Annotated in this window: 19 protein-coding genes and 2 pseudogenes; 9 read left to right on the top strand and 12 right to left on the bottom strand. The window is 69.3% G+C overall.

Annotated elements, in window-relative coordinates:
* Positions 1 to 272: 272 nt before the first annotated feature.
* From PUR61_RS14130 to PUR61_RS14120, 3 genes are all read right to left on the bottom strand, one after another.
* Positions 273 to 740, bottom strand: a complete 468-nt coding sequence (locus tag PUR61_RS14130) for a MarR family transcriptional regulator (protein ID WP_329879168.1) — start codon at positions 738 to 740, stop codon at positions 273 to 275.
* Complete coding sequence (locus PUR61_RS14125) at positions 737 to 1,231, bottom strand: MarR family winged helix-turn-helix transcriptional regulator (RefSeq protein WP_329879167.1); 495 nt, start codon at positions 1,229 to 1,231, stop codon at positions 737 to 739. Before PUR61_RS14125 ends, PUR61_RS14130 begins: the two co-directional genes overlap by 4 nt.
* A 134-nt stretch (positions 1,232 to 1,365) precedes the next feature.
* Positions 1,366 to 2,139, bottom strand: coding sequence for a maleylpyruvate isomerase family mycothiol-dependent enzyme (locus PUR61_RS14120; RefSeq protein ID WP_329879166.1), 774 nt, complete (start codon positions 2,137 to 2,139; stop codon positions 1,366 to 1,368).
* A gap of 62 nt (positions 2,140 to 2,201) precedes the next feature.
* Here PUR61_RS14120 and PUR61_RS14115 point away from each other — a divergent pair, with 62 nt between their 5' ends.
* Positions 2,202 to 3,224, top strand: a complete 1,023-nt coding sequence (locus PUR61_RS14115) for a MerR family transcriptional regulator (protein ID WP_329879165.1) — start codon at positions 2,202 to 2,204, stop codon at positions 3,222 to 3,224.
* Positions 3,225 to 3,373: 149 nt separating this feature from the next.
* Here the strand turns inward: PUR61_RS14115 and PUR61_RS14110 are convergent, their stop codons facing one another.
* The 4 genes from PUR61_RS14110 to PUR61_RS14095 all read right to left on the bottom strand — a co-directional run bounded on the left by PUR61_RS14110 (position 3,374) and on the right by PUR61_RS14095 (position 6,438).
* A complete protein-coding gene (locus PUR61_RS14110) occupies positions 3,374 to 4,264 on the bottom strand; it encodes a prohibitin family protein (protein WP_329879164.1) in 891 nt (296 codons plus the stop codon).
* A gap of 183 nt (positions 4,265 to 4,447) precedes the next feature.
* A complete protein-coding gene (locus PUR61_RS14105; RefSeq protein WP_329879163.1) occupies positions 4,448 to 5,281 on the bottom strand; it encodes a class I SAM-dependent methyltransferase in 834 nt (277 codons plus the stop codon).
* Between the two features lie 72 nt (positions 5,282 to 5,353).
* A complete protein-coding gene (locus PUR61_RS14100; RefSeq protein WP_329879162.1) occupies positions 5,354 to 5,578 on the bottom strand; it encodes a DUF397 domain-containing protein in 225 nt (74 codons plus the stop codon).
* A complete protein-coding gene (locus PUR61_RS14095; RefSeq protein ID WP_329879161.1) occupies positions 5,575 to 6,438 on the bottom strand; it encodes a helix-turn-helix domain-containing protein in 864 nt (287 codons plus the stop codon). Before PUR61_RS14095 ends, PUR61_RS14100 begins: the two co-directional genes overlap by 4 nt.
* A gap of 297 nt (positions 6,439 to 6,735) precedes the next feature.
* Here PUR61_RS14095 and PUR61_RS14090 point away from each other — a divergent pair, with 297 nt between their 5' ends.
* From PUR61_RS14090 to PUR61_RS14065, 6 genes are all read left to right on the top strand, one after another.
* Entirely contained in the window at positions 6,736 to 6,873 is a 138-nt protein-coding gene (locus PUR61_RS14090) for a hypothetical protein (protein ID WP_329879160.1), read from the top strand.
* 77 nt (positions 6,874 to 6,950) lie between these two features.
* A complete protein-coding gene (locus PUR61_RS14085; RefSeq protein ID WP_329879159.1) occupies positions 6,951 to 8,645 on the top strand; it encodes a recombinase family protein in 1,695 nt (564 codons plus the stop codon).
* Positions 8,646 to 9,052: 407 nt separating this feature from the next.
* The gene (locus tag PUR61_RS14080; protein ID WP_329879158.1) at positions 9,053 to 9,328 is read left to right on the top strand and encodes a hypothetical protein; all 276 of its coding nucleotides are present in this window, start codon (positions 9,053 to 9,055) and stop codon (positions 9,326 to 9,328) included.
* Positions 9,329 to 9,416: 88 nt separating this feature from the next.
* Entirely contained in the window at positions 9,417 to 9,665 is a 249-nt protein-coding gene (locus PUR61_RS14075; protein ID WP_329879157.1) for a hypothetical protein, read from the top strand.
* 2 nt (positions 9,666 to 9,667) lie between these two features.
* Complete coding sequence (locus PUR61_RS14070) at positions 9,668 to 10,165, top strand: hypothetical protein (protein ID WP_329879156.1); 498 nt, start codon at positions 9,668 to 9,670, stop codon at positions 10,163 to 10,165.
* 371 nt (positions 10,166 to 10,536) lie between these two features.
* Entirely contained in the window at positions 10,537 to 10,707 is a 171-nt protein-coding gene (locus PUR61_RS14065) for an HNH endonuclease (protein WP_329879155.1), read from the top strand.
* A gap of 11 nt (positions 10,708 to 10,718) precedes the next feature.
* Here the strand turns inward: PUR61_RS14065 and PUR61_RS14060 are convergent, their stop codons facing one another.
* From PUR61_RS14060 to PUR61_RS14045, 4 genes and pseudogenes are all read right to left on the bottom strand, one after another.
* Positions 10,719 to 10,940 carry a hypothetical protein gene (locus PUR61_RS14060; RefSeq protein ID WP_329879154.1) on the bottom strand — a complete coding sequence of 74 codons (222 nt, stop codon included), beginning with the start codon at positions 10,938 to 10,940 and terminating at the stop codon, positions 10,719 to 10,721.
* A gap of 922 nt (positions 10,941 to 11,862) precedes the next feature.
* Positions 11,863 to 12,069 (bottom strand): DUF397 domain-containing protein, encoded by a 207-nt coding sequence (locus PUR61_RS14055; RefSeq protein WP_329879153.1) that lies wholly within the window; start codon positions 12,067 to 12,069, stop codon positions 11,863 to 11,865.
* On the bottom strand, positions 12,066 to 12,680 hold the full coding sequence (locus PUR61_RS14050; protein WP_329879169.1) for a DUF5753 domain-containing protein: 615 nt from the start codon (positions 12,678 to 12,680) through the stop codon (positions 12,066 to 12,068). The genes PUR61_RS14055 and PUR61_RS14050 overlap by 4 nt, the downstream gene beginning before the upstream one ends.
* Positions 12,681 to 12,692: 12 nt before the next feature.
* Positions 12,693 to 12,893 (bottom strand): annotated as a pseudogene (locus PUR61_RS14045) (helix-turn-helix domain-containing protein); the annotation flags it as partial.
* Between the two features lie 862 nt (positions 12,894 to 13,755).
* Here PUR61_RS14045 and PUR61_RS14040 point away from each other — a divergent pair.
* The gene (locus PUR61_RS14040) at positions 13,756 to 14,472 is read left to right on the top strand and encodes an NUDIX hydrolase (protein WP_329879152.1); all 717 of its coding nucleotides are present in this window, start codon (positions 13,756 to 13,758) and stop codon (positions 14,470 to 14,472) included.
* 1 nt (position 14,473) lies between these two features.
* Positions 14,474 to 15,007, top strand: a complete 534-nt coding sequence (gene hemC / locus PUR61_RS14035; RefSeq protein ID WP_329879151.1) for a hydroxymethylbilane synthase — start codon at positions 14,474 to 14,476, stop codon at positions 15,005 to 15,007.
* A gap of 2 nt (positions 15,008 to 15,009) precedes the next feature.
* Here hemC and PUR61_RS14030 read toward each other — a convergent pair.
* Positions 15,010 to 15,137: pseudogene (locus PUR61_RS14030) on the bottom strand (IS5/IS1182 family transposase); the annotation flags it as partial.

Here is a 15,137-nt window from a genome sequence, read left to right as displayed (position 1 = left end):
CGGCCTCCGGCTACCAGCTGCGCACCTTCGACCTCTCGGCCTACGCGGGCCAGTCGGTGACGATCAAGTTCACCGGCACCGAGGACGCCTCGCTGCAGACCAGCTTCGTGATCGACGACACCGCGATCGCCACGAGCTGACGCACGGCCGGTAGGGGACCCGCGGCCGCCCGGCCCACTGCCGGGCGGCCGACGGGGTGCGGCGCGTGCGTGCCGCCCGGTCCGGCCCGGCTCCCCTGCGGGGTCGGGCCGGACCGGTGCGGGGTCCTGCGGTCATGCGCGCAGTGTGGCGAGTTCCGCGTCGGCGCGCTCGGTGACCAGGGCGAGGACGCGGCCCGCGGCGGCCAGGTCCTCGGCCGGTATCCCGCCCCAGATGCGGGCGGAGACGTGGGCGGTGTCCGCGCCGGTGGCGGCGAGCAGCTCGCGCCCCGCCTCCGTGGGGAGAAGGTGTGCCCCGTCCGTGACGAGCAACTGCCGGGTCAGCAGCTCGTCGAGCGTGGCGCGGATGTCGGCCGGATCGGCCTTGAGGGAGTGCTGCACCTGGGCGACGAGGTCGTCCGGCGTCTGTGCGGTGTCGGCGGTGACGGCGGCGCGCAGGGCGATCTGCTGCGGGAACGTGACGCCGTGCCGGGCCAGGACGTGCTCCAGGACGCCGCGGGCGGCGTAGTGGGCGAGGCCGAGGGCGCGGGCGGTGGCCGGTGCGGCAGCGGGCGCGGTGGTGACGGGTGCGGTGGCGGTCATGGTGGTGTCCCCTGAGTGTTCTCGTCGTGCGGGAGGGCGGGGGTGAGAGGTGCGTCGAGCAGGGCCGTCAGCTCGGCGGTGAACGCGCCGGTCCGCTCGGCGTCGAGGCCGCCGAGTGGTTCCAGCAGTTGCCGGAGCAGTCCCTGGACCACCTCGACGGCCTGCCGTGTGACGGCCCGGCCCTCGTCGGTGAGGGCGAGTTGGACGGCGCGCGGGTCGCGGGGGTCGCGGGCGCGCTCGACGAGGCCGGCCGACTCCAGGGCGCGGGCCAGCTTCGAGACGTACAGCGCCTCCAGGCCGGTGTGGTCGGCCAGTCGGCGCTGGCTGGGCCGCTCGCCGGTGCGGTGCATGCCGTACAGCGACGCGACCAGGACGTACTGCGCGTGGGTGAGGCCCAGGGGGGCCACCGCGCGATCGACCGCGACGCGCCACTTGTTGGCGAGCCGCCACACCAGGAAGCCGGGCGTGGGGCCGGGGGAAGCCTTGCTCATGGCAAATAGAGTACATAGCTACTATGTCCATGGCTACTGTTTTTCGGTGGATGTGACGGTGCGTCGGAGGTGGGTGGCGCGGTCCCGGCCCGGTCCCGGCCCCGGCGCGGCTCCCGGGGCGGCCCCCGGGGGGCCTAGAACGCCGAGTGGGCCAGCCAGTGGTCCAGGAGGGCGCGGTCGCCCGTCACTGTCACCCGGCCGTCCTGCGGCGTGATGCGGCGGGCGATCAGCAGCATGAGGTCCGCCGCCGACCCCGACGCCACCACGTCCGCCTCGACCGGCCCGCGCTCCCACCGCAGCCCCCCGGGCCTCCTGGTGACCACCCAGCCCTCCGCGGACCCCGGCCGGAACCCGATCTGCTCGCCCCGGCCGCGCAGTTCGGCGACCGCCGGCCTGACCGCCGCGAAGGCCGGCATGGTGAGCAGGTCGAGGTTCTCGCCGATCACGACGGCCGCGAGGTCGTCGGCGATCTCGAACGCGGTGGCGGTCGCGCACGCCGCGTCGTAGTGGTGGACGCAGGTGTCGGCCAGCATCCTGCGCAACCAGAAGGCGGCCGGAAGCGGACCGGCGAAGGTGTCCGACTCGCGTTCGGCGCCGACCCGCCGGACGGCCCGGATCAGCTCCTCCGCGCCCTGGTGCAGCCACTCGGCCCACTCGTCCGGAGGCCCCGGATCGGCGCGGTGCGGGTCGGGCGGCGGCAACTGCTGCCCGCTGCGGACCAGTTCGGCCGCCCAGCGGTGTTCCTGTCCGAGGTGTCCGACGAGGGTCCGCAGCGGCCACGCCGGACAGGTGGGTACCGGCGTGTCCGGGGCGCGTCCGGCGACGGCGCGGGCGACCCGTGCGGTCCGGTCCCGCAGGCCGTCCACGAGGCGTGCGGTGGCGGTGGTGACGATGTCCGGCGGCGTCATCACGGAGCTCCTCTCGGGGGTGATGCGGGTACCGTAGGTTCTCCAGTCAGGTGGAGGTTCAAGTGCCTTTTCTCGACGAGACGTTCGGGATCGGGGAGCTGGCCCGGCTGACCGGTGTGCCGGTGCGGACCGTTCGCTTCTACTGCGACGAGGGCATCGTCGAGTCCGTGCGCAGCGCGGGTGGGCACCGCAGGTTCGACCCGGCCGCCGTGGAACGGCTCGGCCTGGTCAGGCGGTTGCGCGGGCTCGGTCTCGGGCTGCCGTCCGTCAGGCTCGTGCTCGCCGGGGAGCGCTCCGTGGCCGAGGTGGTCGCGGCCGAGCGCGCCGCGCTCGACGTGCAACTCGCGGGCCTGGCCTGGCGACGGGCCTCCCTGCGTGCGGTCGAGGAGGCCGGGCCGGCCGACCGGGCCGCCAGGTTGGAGCTGGTCGCCGCGGTGCAGGACGGGGGCGCCGCCCGTGACGTGCTGATCGACTTCTGGCGGCGCACGATGGTCTCGTCGGTGTCGTCGGCGTCCGGGGCGATGCTGGACGTGTTCGTGGCCCTGGCCGTGCCCGCGCCGCCCGTCGACCCGACGCCCGGGCAGGTGGTCGCGTTCGCCGAGCTGGTCGCGCTGGCGGGTGACCGGGCGCTGGCCCGCACGCTGCTGGCCATGGCGCGGTCCAACGCCGAACTGGTCTCCGACGAGGCCGCGTTGATGGCGGGGATCGGTGAGGCGTGCGCGCTGGCGCGGCCCCTGGTGCGGGCGGGGGAGGCTCCGGGTGCGGGCCCCGCACTGGACCGGTTCGTCGACGCGCACGCGTCGGTGCGCGGCGGCCGGGACACTCCGGGGTTCCGGGGGCAGCTGCTGGCCCACGTGGCCGCCGACCGCGATCCGCGGATGCGCCGCTACTGGCGGCTGGCGGCCGAGGCCGGCGGTGAACCGGTCACGCTCGGCGCGTCCCACCTGTGGCTGACCGACTCGCTGGCGCTCTCGGTGGGCGACGGCGGCCCCGACGGGCGGGGACGCGCGAGAGCGGCGGCGTTCCCGCCGGTCGGGGGAGCGGTGCCCGGCGGTCGGCGCGAGGAAAGTGCCGGGACAGGGTGACGGTACTGCGTCAGAATGGCCGGATGATCATCTCTCACGACGTGGACGGGCCCGAGGGCGCGGGCGGGTGGGGCGGGTGACCGCCTCGCCTGCCCGCCCGCGCGCCCTGCCTGCCCGCGCCCTGCCTGCCCGCTCGAACGGTGGCGTTCTCAGCGCTTGGTGCCGTCCACGATGACCGGGGTGCCGCCGCTGTTGCCGCAGGGGCTGGCGTAGACCGCGTTCTTCTCGGCGGCGGCCTTGAACGCCTCGATGCACTGGCTCATCAGGATCTTGTCGGTGAGGGAGTTGGCGATCGCCGCGTTGGCGGCGGCCTGGCTCTCCGAGTCGATCTTGCGCTTCTCGGCCTCGGCCTTGGCGGTGCGGACGGCGGCCTCGGCCTGCGCGGTGGTCTGGTCCTGGGCGATCTTCGCGTCGATCGCCTTCTGCAGGTCGTCGCTGGGCCGGACGTTGCGCAGGTTGACCCCGTTGACCAGGATGCCGCGCGGCGCGAGCCGGGCGGTGACCAGCTTGTCGATCTCGCCGGCGATCGCCTCGCGCTGCGAGCTGTAGCCCTCGACGCTGGTGTGCTTGGCGAACACGTTACGGACGATCTCGCGGCTGTCGGGGAGGACCAGGCGCTGCTGGACGGCGTCCGAGTCGCCGGCCAGCTTGTAGAGGTCGACCGTGTGCTGAGGGTCGATCGACCACTTCACGGTGAGGTCGGCGAACAGTACGCCGCCCTCGGAGGAACGGACCTCGACGGTGTTGTCGCCCGTCAGGTTGAGGTCGGACGGGCGGGTCGAGAACGCGGTCACGTCGGTCAGCGGGGACTTGACGTGCAGTCCGGGCTGCCACGTCCCGCCGATCTTTCCGAGCCTGGTCGGCACGGCCACCTCGTACGGCTCGACCACGTAGAGGACGGTGGTGAGGCCGAGCAGGGCGCCGAGGACGATCGCGCCGATGCCGCCGAGCGTGGCGGCGCGGCCTTCGAACACGCGGCGCCACCGGAGCACGAGCACGACGAAGCCGGGGATGAGGAGCAGCAGCGAAATGATCAGCACAGCCGCAGCGTAGGGATGGGTCGAATCCACGTGCGATCGAGTGGGCTGATGTTCACGCCGTGTAGGGCGGATGTTCCCCTGGGCCTGGATGACCGGTGGCGTGGTCGGCCTGCCGCCTCTACGCCGCACAGGAAGTCGGCGGGTCCGACTTCCTGTGCGGAGCGGGGGGCAGGCCGGGTGGGTTCAGCCCTGGTGGGGGAGGGTGCGGGCGAGGAAGAGGTCGTGGTGGTGTTCGACGTCGATGCCCCCGCCGTGCGCGTCGAGCACGGCGGCGGTGTCGGCGAGGGCCCGGTCGCGGCGGTCGCTGGGCAGGGCACGGTAGACGGAGATCGAGGTGAGGTGCCCGAGGTAGCGGTCGGTGTCGAAGCGGGTCCGCTCGCGGATGCGGAGCGAGCGGAGGTCGGTGAACCGGCCGTCCTGGCGGCACTCCTCGTCCGGCCAGTGCCCGAGCAATCCGGGCCAGTGGCCCGGGACGTCGCCGAAGGAGGAGGCCAGTCCGGTGTGCGGGGTGAGGGTGAGGCCGTACCGGTGGTCGACCTCGCGGAGGGCGGCCTGGAGGCCGGGGTCCAGGAGCCCCTGGGGGTTCCAGAAGAGCGCGACGGCGCCACCGGGGGCGAGGGCGTCGTGGACCCGGTCCCATCGGGTGGCCGGGTCGGTCCAGTGCCAGGAGGTGGCGGCGAGGAGCAGCCCGAACCGGGTTTCGTCCGGCCGCCACTGCTCGAAGGCGCTCACCTCGACCCGGACGTGCGGGAAGGCGGCGGTGTTGCGGCGCAGCACCTCGGCCATCCGGGCATCGGGTTCGACGCAGACCATCGGGGTGCCGAGCGCGGCGAACGGAACGGTGGCCTTCCCGGTGCCGGCCCCGATCTCGACGGCCGGCAGATCACCGAGGGAGGCGTAGGCGAGTACCTCGGCTATGAGGGCGTCGGGGTAGCCGGGTCGCGCGGCGTCGTAGGTCTCGGCCACTTGACCGAACACCCGGCTGTTCGCCATGTCGAAGGGCTGGGAGGAGGTCATGGGCGCCTTCCGGTGAAGGGTAAGGCCCGGCGCCCCAAGGGTTCGCCGGGCCGGTGGGCTGCGGTGGTGCGGTCAGAGGAGGCCGAAGTCGAACTCCCCGTCGGAGACCGCCGCGATGAACGCGCTGTGAGCGGCGGCCGAGAGGACGAGTGCAGGGCCGGAAGGATTCTTCGAGTCACGAACGTAGGAGACGGATCCGCCGGAGGAAGCGAACTCGACACAGTTGGTTGACTCGTTGCTTCGTGAGGACTTGTGCCAAGTCAATTTGAGGGCATCCGAGTTCGGGATAGACGTCATGTGACCTTGTCTCTCTGTTCGGTGATGATGGCGAGCGAGTCGTCCAGGCCGAGGGCGTCGGCCCGGATGGCGTCGAACTTCGCCGCGTACTGCTCCACCTCGGAGGCGCCCTCGACCCAAAGGTTGCTCAATGTGCTCTCGACCAGAGCGACATCCAGGTCCTGCCGTTGTGGAAATCCGAGGATCGTGAAGGCTCCGCCCATACCGTGGTGCGCGGGAGCGCCGATCGGCATCACCTGAATGTTGATGTTCGGCTGGACCGCTCGATCGGTCAGGCGCCCGAGTTGCTCGGCCATGACCTTCGGGCCGCCGACTCCGGAACGGATCGCAGCCTCGTGGATGACCGCCCAGAGCGTGAGCGGTTCAGCCCGGGTGAGGGCGCCTTGGCGGGCTACGCGGACGTCGACCAGTGCCTCGACGTTGACGTCAGGGCGCATGTTGAGCTTCTTGATGATCTCGCGCGCGTAGGCGGGGGTCTGGAGTAGGCCCGGAATGAAGGCGCTCTCGTAGGTCCGGACGGATGCAGCGCTTGCCTCAAGCGAGATCAGGTCGCCGAGGACCTGGCCGATGTGTACGCCGTAGCTCTGCCACCACATGCCTCGGTGTGCGCCGTTCCTGGCGAGGTCGACCAGAGCCGAGATCAGGTCGTTGTCCTCGCACTTGTACAGGGCGAGGAGCTTCTTGACGTCGTCGACCTTGGTGGCGCCTCTGCCGTTCTCGATGCGGGAGAGCTTGGGTTGGCTCATGCCCGTCAGGGTCTCGGACACCTCGTCGTGCGAGAGGCCGGCTTCCTCGCGTCTACGGCGCAGTTCGGCGCCGAGCTGCCTCCGTCGAACCGTCGGGCCTGTTGCTGTGGCCATCCCCGCCCTCTCTGAGCCTCGCCGGACCAGTGTGCCCCGCTGTCGGTCACGTTCGCCACCGACAACTGCCACTGTAGGGGCCTTGGTTGGTGTTCGATTTGGATTTATCCAAAAATCTGAGACGAGTTGCCAAGATGACCTCCGTGGCTCCATGCTCATTGTGACGAGCCGCACACGTTCGGCAACCGCCGATCGACGGTGTGTGCGCTGGCGTCATGAGTGCGCCATGGCCGGATCGGTTTGATTGATCATCAGGTGCTCGGTGGCATCCACTTCACCCCCCATGGAGGTCGCTTCGTGTTTCCCCTTGGACTCCCCCCTGACTGGTCGGCCGCGCGCGAGGAGTTGCGCGGGGCCCTGGCGCGCGCCGGGTGGCCCCTCGATACCGTCGCCGACGCGGAGTTGGCGCTCCACGAACTCTTCGTCAACGGCTAGTTGCTCTAGCCGTAGCAAGGTGCCAGGAGATCATCCCCCTCCCCATAGCAGCAGAGGCCAACTGCAATGGAGAGACGATGATCTTGAAGAACCCCGTCGGCGCCGAAGCCCCGGTGACCCCGTACGACGGTTGCGGGAAGTGCCTGCTCGGACTACGTCGACTGTCGCGGGTCCGGGCGTCGACCAGCAGCCCCGAGCGGCAGATGGAGTACGACCTCAAGGCGGCCGAGGAAGTCGGCGGGCACATCATCGGGTGGGCCGACGACTGGGAGGTGTCGGGAGCCACCGACCCCAACACCCGCCCGCAGCTTGGCCCGTGGCTCCGTGGTCAGCGGGGCCCCTTTGACGGCCTCGTGGCGTCCGCCGTCGACCGGATCGGCCGTGACGTGCTCGAAGGGCTCACCCTCGCGCGGGACACCAGCCGACGCGGACAACTTCTGGTGACCGCCGACCACCGGGGCATCTGGGATCTCCAAGACCCGAACCAGGAAAGCGATTTCACGCTCAAACTGTTCGGCGCGCAGATGGAGCACCGTGCGATCCGGACCCGCAACCGGCAGGAATCCCAGCGTGCCCGTGCAGCCGGGCAGGTGGCACACAAGCCGAGTTACGGCTACCGGCACGTTCGCCCGTCGCCGATGGCGAAGATCACGCACACCGAGATCGACCCCGAGTCGGCGGAGACAATTCGGGAGGTGGCGCGGCGGATCCTGGCGGACGGGACCGGCAGCATCACACCGTGGACCGAGATCCACCGACTCACCCGGGCAGGCGTGCCCAACCCTGCCGATCGCCTCGCCATCCTGTACGGCCGCGAGCCGAAGGGCGCGCCCTGGCGGCCGGGCAGTCTGATCCGGATCCTGATTAGCGAAGCGGCCATGGGCTATCTGATGCACGGTGGTCGGGCCGTGATCGGCGACGACGGCATGCCCGTCCGCATCGCGCCGCCGCTGTGGGACAGGCCGACGCACGATGCGCTGGTGGCCAAGCTCGGCCCGAAGCGCAAGGCGCCGAAGAAGCAGCGCGCGCCGAAGGGAACGGCACTGCTGTCCGGCCGGATCTGGTGCGGGGTGTGTGGCTACCGCGCCGAGCGGGCGAGTGCGGCGAACGGCTACGTGGATGGCAAGCTGGTTCGGCTTCCGGCGTGGAGCTGCCGGGCGCGAACCCTGGCGTGGGAGGACGCCCAGCATTGCAAGCCTGCCCCGTCCTTCGGAGTGGCAGCCCTGGACGGGGAGGTGGAGTCCTGGTTCCTGGGCCGGTTCGGGGCCGGTCAGCTCATGCAGCGCGTCTACGACCCCGGGAACGGGATCGCCAACGAGATAGCTGAGCACGAGGCGGCGAAGAAGCGGCTGCGGGCCGACCGGCAGGCCGGGTTGTACGAGTCCGACGACGACGCCGCGTGGTACCAGCGCGAGTACAAGCGGATCACCGACAAGATTGCGGAGCTGAAGAAGGAGCCTGAGCGGCCTGCGGGCTGGTACAGCGTTCCCACCGGCCGCACGGTGGCCGACGAGTGGCACGCTGCCGACACTGTTGCCCGGCGCGAGATGTTGGAAGAGCACGGCGTGGTCGTCCGGTTGTTCCCGCGTAGGGGGATGCAGAAGCGGGGTGGGGAGAACCATCCGACGGGCTTCGAGATCACGGCAGAGGTGCAGCACGACCCCGTGGCCGAGGTCAATGCAGCGGTTGACGGCGACCAGGACCGCCCTGCGGCCCCGACTGCGAGCCGTACGTCCGTCCGCCTCGCCGAGCCTGCTGGGGCAGCCGCGTAGGCATCGGCGGGCAGAGGTGGTGACGGGTGACGCTGGAGACGCAGAATCTGAGTTCTTCTATGCGGCAGCGAGTCTAGAGAAACCTGATTTCTTCGTCTCCAGCGTCACCCGTCACCACCGCCGTGCCGGTGGCCGACCTGACGGGCGGGGCCCGCAGCCGCCGATTGCTGGGCGAAGCAGGTGTCAGGCCATCTCTGGTCTCCCCAAGAGAGTGAGGGCGCCGGGACGACCTGCCGGGAGATCACCCCCCTCCCATAGAAGTAGGGGGACTTTCTCCTCACTCCGCCAGGGAGAGGAGATCGTCCCCCTCTTCTATGCCGGGAGGGGGAGTCGACGCCAAGTCCTCGTCCTCCGCGCGCCGAGGCCCCCGGCCCCACCGGAGCACCGACAGATCCGAGAGGTTCACGATGAACACCGACCATGCCAGCGCGCTGGAACTGATCCGCGGCGCCGAAGCGGCCACCCTGCGAGCCCTGTCCGGAGATGATGCTGCAGCCGGCGAAGCGCGCCGCCAGGCAACCGAGGCGGCCCGTCTGCTCGCGCCAACGGTGGACGGCGGCCCGTGCCAACGCGGGGGCTGCCTCAACCGGGTCGTCAACCGCACGACCGGACGCCGCCGCCTCTACTGCTGCGACACCTGCCAGCAGGCCGCCTACTGGGCCCGCAAGGCGAACGCTGCCTAGACCTGGCGGTCATCTCGTCCCCGCCCCTCCCCGATCCGGGCAGGGGCTTCTTCATGCCGCCGAGAGGTGGCCAACAGGAGGTACCACCGTGGGTAACCCCCGCACCCACAGCTACACCTACGAGGACAAGGAGACGAAGCGGCTCCGCTCCCACGCTGACGCGTTCCGGTACAGCGACGCCATGGAACGGCTTGCTGAAATGCAGCGCACCCGCCCCGAGCAGTACGACCAGATGCCCCCTGCCAGCCGCATTTCGCTCGGCCACTACGAGATTGCCAAGGCCGCCGCCGCGCAGCTTGGCCACAACGTGTCCGCCCCCATCGATCGTGAGGTCTGACAATGAACCCCGACATTTCCAAGGCTGCCGACAAGCTCGCCAAGCTGCGCGCCCAGGCCGACAAGATCGCCGTCCCGCTCGCCGAGGCCGAAACCGCCCTGGCGGTCGCCGAGGAGGCCGAACAGGCCCGTCGTGCGGAGCGCGCCGCCGAGTACGACCGCGAGTTCGTCAAGACGTGGTCCGCGCGGACTGCCGCGCACTCCGCGCGGGGCAGCGAACTGCATGCCGAGTTCCTTGAACTCCTTTCCACTGAACCGTGGTTCAAGGCATACGTGGCGCACCGGGCCGAGCGGTACAAGCGCGAGAAGATCCTGATTGCCGCACAGAGCGCACAGTCTCACGTTGGCGTCCCGCGGACCGTCCCCGAGCAGCGTTGGTATGACCTGCGTTTCCTCGAAGACCTCACGGCCGAGGTCGACAAGGCCGCGGAAGCACTCGGGATTGAATACGCCGAGGAGCTGGAGGCCGAGCGCAACGCATACATCGAAGCGGCGGACTGACATGGCCATTGACGCGCTCGACCCCGGCCCAGACGGCACCTATCCGTACTTCCCCCGGGACGCGCAGGGTCGGCCTGTCTGGTCGGACTCCCCAACCGGCCTGCCCGTGGTCAACGGTGGCGCGCCGATGCCGCGAGGCATTCAGCCGATGCGCGATCCGAGGACTGGCCGGCTGCTGGCCGTGGACGTGACGCCTCGGCTACCAGATGGCCGCCCAATTGAGCCACCGGTGATTCGGTCAGAGCCATAGGGCCGAAGCGTCACAGTTCCCTCGTATCAGCAACTCAGTAGAGTCGCTGATACGAGGGATTTAAGGGGCCGCGCGGTGGCGTCGAACGGCTCGCCGGCGGGTCGACCGAGCGGGCTCCGCGGTGTGCGGGCTGTGCGGTGAGACCTTCCCCGCCGAGCTGGTCGACGTGGACCACCGGCAGCCGCTTGCCCTCGGTGGCGAGGACACGGACGGGAACGTTCAACCGCTCTGCCGTCCGTGCCATCGGCTCAAGACGGGCGCAGACTTCAATGCTGCTGGTACCCCGATCTGAAACCGGCCAGGTCAGTCAAAGAAGGTGCCCCACGCCTCACTGTTAATCTCCAGGATCTGCTGCTGATTGACATCTGGGGAGTTAACCCTCTCTAGAGTCAAGCCCCTTGTCGTGGGCGTGGTCGGCGCGCCGGGTTCCCGGGCACTGTCGGCGCTGGCGGGGGTTGTGAGGATTCCGACGAGCGCGGCGGTTCCGAGGATGCCAGCAGCAAGTACGCGCTTGGTGTTGCTCATAGGCTGCCAACGATCTTGGCGCACGTGGGTTACGCCCGGTCCGCAAACCCCGCTCTATGCGAGCCCTGACCAGGCCAAACTACCCCCACCCCATGTGAGGGGAGGCTATCCCCCATGCCCCGTAAGCCCCGTCCCCCGTGTTCGGTCCCGGGCTGCCCCGAGCTGACGGCCCGTGGCGGTCGCTGCCCGAAGCACCAGGCCGAGGCGGACGCACAGCGCGGTACGCCGGGCGGAAGTGCGTACGGCCCTCGCTGGCCCCGCATCCGTCGGGCCTACCTCTACGCCCATCCGTGGTGCGTGCTGTGTGCTCGCGTCGCTGTGGTCGCCGATCACTTCCCCGAGTCGCGTCGCTCGCTGGTCGCCCGAGGTGTGACCGATCCGGACGCCTGGTCGCGTCTCCGTCCGCTGTGTACGCAGTGTCACAGCCGGGAGACGGCCGTTCACCAGCCCGGAGGATGGGCCTCGGAGCGCCAAAAGCCCATAAAGGGCCTCTGACCTGCGGTTTTACCCAGGGGGGTGACTCCCTCCCCTCCCCACCTAGCGCGGCAGGGAGGGGGAAAGCCGGCGTGGCCAATTGGCCCGTTTCTGCGGGACCCAGAGGGCACCGTCATGCCCCTCATGGGCGCGGGGGAGGGGGGCTTCGGAAGCTCCGATGGCCATCCCGGCCCCAGCTCGAAACGCACACCCTGGACGTGGCGCCGGACCCATGTGCCCCCAGTGATCAACTGCGCTGCCGCGTAGGTGAAGCCGTGCTGAGCGGGCTGGAGAAAGGCACCTTCTAAGGGGGCCGAAGCAACCGCTAGGAGGTGGTCAAGGTGTCAGTAGAGACGACGAAGCCCGTCCAGCGCTGGTGACAGCGAGCAACAAGACGAAGGACCCCGGGGGCCGTTCCCTGGGGTCCTTTTTTGCGTTCTGGGGGGGCTCAGGCAGCGCCGAACTCGCCTGCCTTGATGCCTGCGACGAACGCCTTGAAGGCATCGGCCCGGAAGACCAGGGCCGGGCCCTCGGGGTCCTTGCTGTCGCGGACGGGAACAGCGTCGGAGGCAACCAGGTTCCCCGCTACCTCGACGCACTCCCCGCCGTTGCTGCTGTACGAAGATGTGAACCACGCGGGTTCGGTGGCGGTCACGGCAGTTCCTCTCTTAGCTGGCGGATCAGGACCACGGACTCAGCTTGCGAGAGTGCGATGGCCTGTAGCTGATAGTAGGCCGTGAGTATCGGTCGTACCGCGCCGCTGTCCCGCTCCAAGTTGCCCTGCTGCGCGCTCTCGGCATAGGACATCAGCGAGCGGTCAGCGAACGTGAGGATGTACACCGGAAGGTCGAAGGCCCGAGCCTCCCCTATGCCGAACGGAGCGACCTGCAGCAGCGTGTTCGGCAGGCTGGCGAAGGCTACAAGGTGGTCCAGCTGGGCGGCCATTACCGCTGGTCCGCCGATAGGCCGACGGATGCAACTCTCGTCAAGGACTGCGTGGATCACTGGCGGGGGCTCCCGGCGCAAGCTTGCCTGCCGACGCGCAAGGTAGGTCACCCGCTCGTCGGCCTGGTCCTGGGTGATGTTGCGGCGCTGCACTGCTCCCGCTGCGATTGCCCGTGCGTAGTCCATGGTCTGGAGCACCCCAGGCACGATGCCCAGAGTGAACAGCCTCAGCTCTTCGGCCTTCGCTTCCTGGGCTACGTACTCCGGAAAGCCTTCGAGGATCGCCGTCGACTTGAGGTCAAGAGCCTTTCGAGTGAACACACGGTCCACCCCAAACGCTTTGTCAAGCTCTCGTGACAGACGGGGAGTTGGGGGGCGTCGGCCATTTTCCACCGCAGAGACATGCGTTGGCGAGTAGCCGACGGCTTGCCCTAACTCTTCCTGCGTCCAGCCCCGAGCCTCCCGTGAACTGCGGAGATACGCGCCGAACTCGGCGGCGGGGGACGCTTCGGGGTCTAGTTCACTCTTGTTCATGGCTGCTCTCCGAGCACATCTGACAGGTTGAGGAACTTGCCAAGCGTAAGCCACAGTGAACCGCCCTGGTAGTCACAGCACTACGGAACGGAGCGAACGTTGGCACGGCGGAAACCCCCCACGGAAACCCCTCCGTACGTTCCCCAGCTTGGCGAGATCGTTCGGGACATGGCTCACAAGGGCGTCCAGGGCGCCTACATGGGCACCGAGTCCGGGAAGGTCTACCTCCGGCGGCCAGACGGCGGGATCGAGTGGACAACCTACCCCAGCGAGGTCCAACCTCTTACCCCTGGAGCCGAGTTGGGGCCGACGGGGCAGCGAAGCGCAAGCCGCAAGGTGGCAGAGCTACCCGCCGGCGACACGGCGTGAAGTCCATGCCTCCACCTGGACGTCCACGTCACCCGTGGTGGGCCCTCAGTGGCCCGTGGACCCCCCGGCCGCCCAGGCGTCGGATCTAGTCTCCCGTCCCGAACGCGCAGTCATGGGGAATTCGCGTTCGGGACGGGCACCACGTCCGGCATCGTCACGTGACTATGGCCGCCGGATGAACCCTCTGTCGGCCCGGGGCTGGAGTGGCAGGCAGGGGAAGGGCTCCGTCCGCCATTGGGACACCCCCTGCGTGGCGGGCGGGGCCAACCAACCACACGGTCGCTAGGAAAGGCGCAAGAGTTGCCCCGGAAAGAGGCTGTCGTCGGCGTCGTCGGCGCCGGGTACGTTCCCCAACCTGACGGGTCCGGCGGGGCTCTCACCCTGACGGACAGCGATACCTGTCACTGTCCGCGCAAGGCCGAAGGCGGGTGCGTCGAAGATCTCAAATTGCCTTCTCTGCAAGGGTTTTACAGGCATTCGGACGGGCGAAAGGGTGCCTTCCTGGGACGGCAGCGCACCGGCGACCCGATCACCGGGTCCGTGCGCTGCACCACGGCCTTGTTCCGCGACATCAACTCGAAGCGTAGGCCGATCTATTGGGCACTCAAGTGCGCAGGGCCGCTCAAGATCGAAGGCCAGTACGAAGCGACCCGTGACAGTCGTCCTCCCGCGACGGCAAGACTCCCACTCCAGCCGACGAAAGCACCTAGCTGACTGGAGCAACCCACGGAATGGAATCGATGTGCCAACTGCCGCACCCGGGCACCCCGTTACGTCGTACGTGCTGTTCACGGATCCGGTTTCTCGTCTGCTGATCGTGCGAGCCGCCGGACTCAGCACGTGGCACCTGCCGGGCGGAGTCGTCGAAGCCGACGAATCCCCGTTGGATGCTGCCCGTCGGGAGACCCGGGAGGAACTGGGACTCGTCCCCGACCTTCGAGACGACGACCTGTTCGCCGTGGAGTGGGCGCAAGCCCGTCGCCCTGGAGCTCGTGGTCGTCTCGTCTTCCTGTGGGCCGGACCGGTGCTCAGCAGTGCCGACACGGACCGGATCTCCCTTCAGGCCCGGGAGCTGTCGGCCTGGCGCTGGGCGACCCGCGATGAAGCGAAGGCGCTGCTGCACCCGGCTGTTGCCGCTCGAATCCGGGCACCCCTTCAACTCCCCGGCAGCGTTACCTATCGAGAGACACGACACGAAAGGACGGTCTGACATGGCCGACTTCCCGGAGCGGACCCTTCGGATCGGAACCCGCAGTTCGCCGCTCGCCCTCGCCCAGACGGACACGGTGATTGCCGCTCTCAAAGAGCACCAACCCGATCTCAAGACGGAGGTTGTACCGGTCACCACGCAAGCAGACCTCTGGGAAGGGGACCTTGCCCAGCTCGGCGGCAAGGGGCTGTACACGCGAGAGATTGACCAGATGCTCCAGCGGGGTGACATCGACGCCGCCGTTCACTGCGTCAAGGACGTGCCCGGGGACGTGCCCCTTCCGAAGGGGCTGATCTTCGCCGCGTACATGAAGCGGCCGGACGTTCGGGACGTGCTGCTCTTCCCGGAGGGGTCCGAGCACAGGACCCTTGCCGACCTTCCGGCCGGCGCCGTCATCCTTTCCTCGGCAGTTCGCCGGAAGGCGCAGGTTCTTCGGGCGCGCCCCGATCTCAAGGTCGTCCGGGTGCGCGGCGCCGTCGGTACGAGGCTCGACAAGTTGGACGGGAAGATCAAGCTCGACGGCGTTAAGAAGTGATCTCATTTGGTGATTCTGCGGTTGCAGATGAGGGTGGCGGCGATGGTGGCGAAGGCCGCGAAGTGGGTGCCCTTGCGTTCGTAGCGGCGGTGGAGTCGGCGGAAGCCGCCGAGCCAGGCGACGGTCCTTT

Source organism: Streptomyces sp. BE20 (assembly GCF_036322525.1).
Taxonomy (GTDB): Bacteria; Actinomycetota; Actinomycetes; order Streptomycetales; family Streptomycetaceae; genus Kitasatospora.
The sequence above is the reverse complement of the archived record's forward strand: the minus strand, read 5'-3'. Positions and strand labels throughout refer to the sequence as shown.

What these genes read in the sequence shown, in the direction of transcription:
- PUR61_RS14130 (WP_329879168.1), bottom strand. Translation starts at nt 740, where the DNA reads ATGACCGCCACCGCACCCGTCACCACCGCGCCCGCTGCCGCACCGGCC.
- PUR61_RS14125 (WP_329879167.1), bottom strand. Translation starts at nt 1,231, where the DNA reads ATGAGCAAGGCTTCCCCCGGCCCCACGCCCGGCTTCCTGGTGTGGCGG.
- PUR61_RS14120 (WP_329879166.1), bottom strand. Translation starts at nt 2,139, where the DNA reads ATGACGCCGCCGGACATCGTCACCACCGCCACCGCACGCCTCGTGGAC.
- PUR61_RS14105 (WP_329879163.1), bottom strand. Translation starts at nt 5,281, where the DNA reads ATGACCTCCTCCCAGCCCTTCGACATGGCGAACAGCCGGGTGTTCGGT.
- PUR61_RS14100 (WP_329879162.1), bottom strand. Translation starts at nt 5,578, where the DNA reads ATGACGTCTATCCCGAACTCGGATGCCCTCAAATTGACTTGGCACAAG.
- PUR61_RS14095 (WP_329879161.1), bottom strand. Translation starts at nt 6,438, where the DNA reads ATGGCCACAGCAACAGGCCCGACGGTTCGACGGAGGCAGCTCGGCGCC.
- PUR61_RS14085 (WP_329879159.1), top strand. Translation starts at nt 6,951, where the DNA reads ATGATCTTGAAGAACCCCGTCGGCGCCGAAGCCCCGGTGACCCCGTAC.
- PUR61_RS14080 (WP_329879158.1), top strand. Translation starts at nt 9,053, where the DNA reads ATGAACACCGACCATGCCAGCGCGCTGGAACTGATCCGCGGCGCCGAA.
- PUR61_RS14070 (WP_329879156.1), top strand. Translation starts at nt 9,668, where the DNA reads ATGAACCCCGACATTTCCAAGGCTGCCGACAAGCTCGCCAAGCTGCGC.
- PUR61_RS14060 (WP_329879154.1), bottom strand. Translation starts at nt 10,940, where the DNA reads ATGAGCAACACCAAGCGCGTACTTGCTGCTGGCATCCTCGGAACCGCC.
- hemC (WP_329879151.1), top strand. Translation starts at nt 14,474, where the DNA reads ATGGCCGACTTCCCGGAGCGGACCCTTCGGATCGGAACCCGCAGTTCG.